This window comes from Bacillus sp. LLTC93 (assembly GCF_002993125.1).
Classification (GTDB): domain Bacteria; phylum Bacillota; class Bacilli; order Bacillales; family Bacillaceae; genus Bacillus; species Bacillus zhangzhouensis.
In genome coordinates, this window is record NZ_PVME01000017.1 from 1 (window position 1) to 4,795 (window position 4,795).

At 38.5% G+C, this 4,795-nt stretch carries 3 protein-coding genes and 1 pseudogene; 3 read left to right on the forward strand and 1 reads right to left on the reverse strand.

Annotated elements, in window-relative coordinates; translation table 11 throughout:
• Positions 1-134 (reverse strand): annotated as a pseudogene (locus C6W18_RS20400) (hypothetical protein); the annotation flags it as partial.
• Between the two features lie 24 nt (positions 135-158).
• Here C6W18_RS20400 and C6W18_RS20190 point away from each other — a divergent pair.
• The 3 genes from C6W18_RS20190 (at position 159) to C6W18_RS19845 (ending at position 4,757) form a co-directional block, all read left to right on the forward strand.
• Positions 159-623: a hypothetical protein gene (locus C6W18_RS20190; protein ID WP_189318126.1), complete on the forward strand. Its 465-nt coding sequence runs from the start codon at positions 159-161 to the stop codon at positions 621-623.
• Positions 624-690: 67 nt separating this feature from the next.
• A complete protein-coding gene (locus C6W18_RS19840; protein WP_105928638.1) occupies positions 691-2,976 on the forward strand; it encodes a VirD4-like conjugal transfer protein, CD1115 family in 2,286 nt (761 codons plus the stop codon).
• A gap of 2 nt (positions 2,977-2,978) precedes the next feature.
• Positions 2,979-4,757 (forward strand): pLS20_p028 family conjugation system transmembrane protein, encoded by a 1,779-nt coding sequence (locus C6W18_RS19845; protein WP_105928639.1) that lies wholly within the window; start codon positions 2,979-2,981, stop codon positions 4,755-4,757.
• Positions 4,758-4,795: the final 38 nt, after the last annotated feature.

Below are 4,795 nucleotides of genomic sequence, written 5' to 3' on the forward strand. Positions count from 1 at the left end.
TTTAACAGCTTCATTTCACGGTGCGTGAGGTTTGGAAGCTTTCGTTCAATGCTTTGCATCGTATCCGCTTGAATCGTGAGCGCCTTTTCTCTTAAAGCAGAAATGACAGGAACAACACCTAGCGTATCGAAGAAGCCAGGGCAGCCGAAGAAGCCCGGTTGGCCGAAGAAGCCAGGGCAGCTGAAGAAGCCCGGTTGGCCGAAGAAGCCAGGGCAGCCGAAGAAGCCAGGGCAGCCGAAGAAGCCAGGGCAGCCGAAGAAGCCCGGTTGGCCGAAGAAGCCAGGGCAGCTGAAGAAGCCAGGGCAGCTGAAGAAGCCGCAGAAAAAAAATTATATGTAATTAGAGATGAAATTTTAAGTGAAATAGAACAACAAAAGTTGGATTTTCAAAATACAATCGAGTTGCAAAAATATAAGGAACTTAAAGCTGCAAAAGAAAAGAAAAAACAAGACAAGTATTTTAAAAAAATGAAGCGAAAGCAACGAAAAATTAGCTTTAAACCTATCAATGTTGTATTGTTTTTAGCTGCGTTGTTTGTATTGATGACATACGTTGATGTAGATTTGATGAAGTTTATTCCTAAAGACTTTTTTCCTGAGATCGTTAAGATAATTAAGGGATGAAGTTTGGTGAAATAATCGGTAAAGAAGCTAATCATAGCTTCTTTTTTTTATTTTTTGAGGTGATAGTTTGCATAAAAAGTATAAGCAGTGGAAGAAACTACTTGCAAATAAATATTTGCTTACGGCCTATGGAGTAGGCATCTTCATCTTGATTCTTTTTGCTGTCAATTTTATTATCCACTTGTTGGAGCGAGTACCTGAAATGCTATCGAGTATAAAAAGTGCTGCTATAAATGGATCGCAGTCACAAGAAATCCCCTCTATATTTGAAGAGGTTTCAATTCAATGGGTATTTGATTTTAAGACCGAATATTCGCTTGTTTATTTATTGATTGCCTGCGCTGCTATTATCTTTATCTTACGCCACCTTTACAAGATAAGGATTGCATTTAGGGACTTAAATAAGCATACAAAAGGCAGTGCAAGGTGGACTACGGTTAAGGAGATAAAGAAAACATACAAGGCTGTCAAAGACAACGATGAGGAATATAAGGGATCGGCAGGTGTTCCTATTGTTCATCATGGAGACTCATTATATGTGGATACAAACAATACTCATACATTAGTAGTTGCATCGACTCAATCGGGTAAGACGGAGATGTATTCATATCCATATTTAGACGTGATCATGAGAGCTAAGAAGAAGGACAGTGTAATTATTACAGATGTTAAAGGTGATATGTTAAAGAATACGAAAAATCAGTTTGAAAAGTATGGTTATGATGTACATGTTTTAAATTTAATAAATCCAGATTGGGGGATTGCATACAACCCACTAGAACTTATAAAAGAAGCATACTTAGAAGGTAATTATGCAAAGGCTCAAATGTTATGTAATTCTTTTTCATACGCCTTGTACCATAAAGACAATTCAAACACTGATCCAATATGGGAAGAATCATCTATCGCGTTAGTTAATGCATTGATTTTAGCAGTGTGTGAATTGTGCGTTCAGAATAATGAACCTGAAAATATTACTATCTATACTTTAACAGTAATGTTGAATGAATTAGGGTCAAATCCTGATGAAGATGGTTATACTCGTTTGGATCATTTTTTTGGTAACTTACCTCCATCAAATCCCGCAAAATTACAATACGGAACAATCCAGTTTTCACAAGGTGTCACCCGGAGTGGGATATACACAGGTACAATGGGAAAACTTAAAAACTTTACTTATGACACAATCGGTCGTATGACAGCCAAAAATGATTTGAGATTAGAAGATTTAGCTTATGGAAAAAAACCTATAGCCTTGTTTATTGTTTATCCTGATTGGGACGATTCTAACTATGTCTTGATTTCAACATTTATTTCGCAAGTTAATGCTGTACTATCTGAAAAGGCAACTTTATCAAGAAAAAGCAAATTACCTAGAACAGTAAGGCATCTATTTGAGGAAGTCGCCAACGTTCCTCCTCTTCCTGGTATGAGTAGAGCAATGGCTCTAGGGTTAAGTAGGGGGCTTCTCTACACGCTAGTTATACAAAACAGAGCACAATTAGCTGATGTATACGGAGAAAAAATGGCAGCAGCTATTATGGGTAACTGCGGAAATCAGATTTATATTATGAGTGATGAGGTGGAAGATGCTGAAGAATTTAGTAAGAAGCTAGGTGCGGAAACAATTATTGTTGCTGATAGACAAGGGCCGTTAATGGGTACAGACAAGACATATGGAGAAAGAGAAGAGGAACGCCCGTTATTAAGACCAGATGAACTAAGGCGTTTGAAAAAAGGTGAATGGGTCGTATCCAGGACTAAGAAAAGAGAAACTCATAAGAAACAAAGGATTGAAGCATTTCCAATATTCGCGTCAATTAAAAATGGAACACAAATGTTACACAGATACGAGTATTTAATGCATCGATTTAATAATGAGATAGCTTTAGGTGAATTGGATATTAAGGGATCGCATCAAAACATTGATCTCAATAGCCTATTAATTGAATTTAAAATGAACGATTTTGATAATGAGAAAACGAAGTCCTCTAAAAAACAAGAGAAGGATACGACGGATGAGACTGGTGAAATGCCTGGTCAAATTGAGTCATTATTAGAATCAATCGCCGAATATGGAGAATCAAGTGATGAAGAACTTGAAGTATCGGAAAGTGAGGGTATTATGGATTCTTTAGAAGAGGTATATAGCACAGAGACACCAATACTAGATGCCATGAGTGAAGATTCATATTTCTATATTCAACAAGTGGCAAAAAGTTTATTGAGTGAAGAGGAGTTCAACTACTTCTTGAATCTCGAAACGATTGAAGAATTGCGGAGTTTCTTTAAAACTCCTGAAAAGCATGAAATATACACTGTAGTTGAAAAACATCTACTTCAAGGAGTTTAAAGATGACAGAAGAAGAGATTATAAAAATTCTCATACGTTTTCATGAATATTTGTCGTTATCGAACGTTTTTATTGCCGTCCTGCGTACAGTAGGATGGTATTTTTTAATTGGACTAGCAGAGTGTGTTGATGCCCTTTCAGGTGGAGTTTCATCTATTTATGAGCTAATCAATTTCTATGATAGTCCTGCAATAGATGATTTTTTGACTAAGTATATGCCAGTTATATTTAGTATGGCGGCTTTGGCTCTTGGGTTTCTAGGTTGGAAAATCATCATTAAAAAGCAAACAGATTATAGCAAAATTATAACATCATCTATTGTTGCCCTAACTATTTTTCTAGTATTACCCTGGGGAATGCAAAAGGCATCAGATTTGGTCAGTGCAGGGCGTGAGAGTTTAGAAAGTGAAAATCTAACTGTATCTACGAAAATTTTTCAAAATAACATTACAGATGTCTATAAGATTGATCAAGCAGGTTGGTCATTAAAAGAGTTAGACAAAATGACAAGAAAAAATCATATTCGAGATAAAACGGATCTTTACTTTGTAGACATCAACGAGGTGGTTGATACAGGGGGTCTGTGGAAAAAAAGCCCACTGACTAAAGATGGTAAAGCTATTCTGACTAAAAAAGTCAGCGACGCTTCAGGAAAGAGAACACTCGAAGATTTACAATCTCGTTGGATTAGTGAAGATGAAGCGTATAACCGTTATTCATGGCATCCCTGGTACATTTTTTTTGAATTGGTTACGATCGGGATAGTGTTGTTTATGACAATGTTTAGAACAGCACAAATGATAATGGAGTTGGGTATTCTTAAAATCTTTTCTATGGGAACAGCCTTTACCGATTTGGAATCGGGCCAACGCAATAAGCGAATCATTGAAAAGATAAGAAATACATTCATTGTAATGTTTGCGATGTGTTTAATTCTCGAATGTTTTATTATCTTCACAGATTTTGTGGGGCAATCAAGTTTAGATGGAGCAGTGAAAATTGTTGCATTATTTGCAGCCGGTATTTTAACCATAGATGGCCCAGCTTTTATTGATGAATTATTTGGTATTGATGTAGGAGTTAAAAGTATCGGTCGTTCATTATTAGGAGCATTTGCATTAGGTAGAAGTGCAAAAGGTGCAGCTTCATTTGCTGGTGGATTAGCATCTAAAGCAGCTAAGACGGGCATGAAAATAGGAAAGAAAACAGCAGGGGGAGCCTTAACGACGGCAGGAGCTACTAAAGGGTTGCTAGATGGATATAAAGAAAAAGGGAAACAACAAGGAACTTCATCAGCACCAGGTGCGTCACCACTTTCAAAAACAAAAGCAACAGCAACAGCACCGTACAATGTATTAAATAGTGATAAATTGAAAGAAGCATTGAACGGTGAGGAAACAGGCCAAAACGGAGCACCAGGTAAGTCAGGAGCCGGAGAAACACCACTAAGCGGAGACGGAGCACCAGGTAAGTCAGGAGCCGGAGAAACACCACTAAGCGGAGACGGAGCACCAGGTAAGTCAGGAGCCGGAGAAACACCACTAGGCGGAGACGGAGCACCAGGTAAGTCAGGAGCCGGAGAAACACCACTAGGCGGAGACGGAGCACCAGGTAAATCAGGAGCCGGAGAAACACCACTAGGCGGAGATGGAGCACCAGGTAAACCAGGAGCCGGAGAAACACCACTAGGCGGAGACGGAGCACCAGGTAAACCAGGAGCCGGAGAAACACCACTAGGCGGAGGAGCAAGTGACAACATATTTGAACATACACATGAGTGATCACCGCAAACCTGTTATCAACCTGCAAGCAGAGGAAT

Coding starts and splice junctions, on each gene's coding strand:
- C6W18_RS19845 (WP_105928639.1), top strand. CDS start 2,979: ATGACAGAAGAAGAGATTATAAAAATTCTCATACGTTTTCATGAATAT.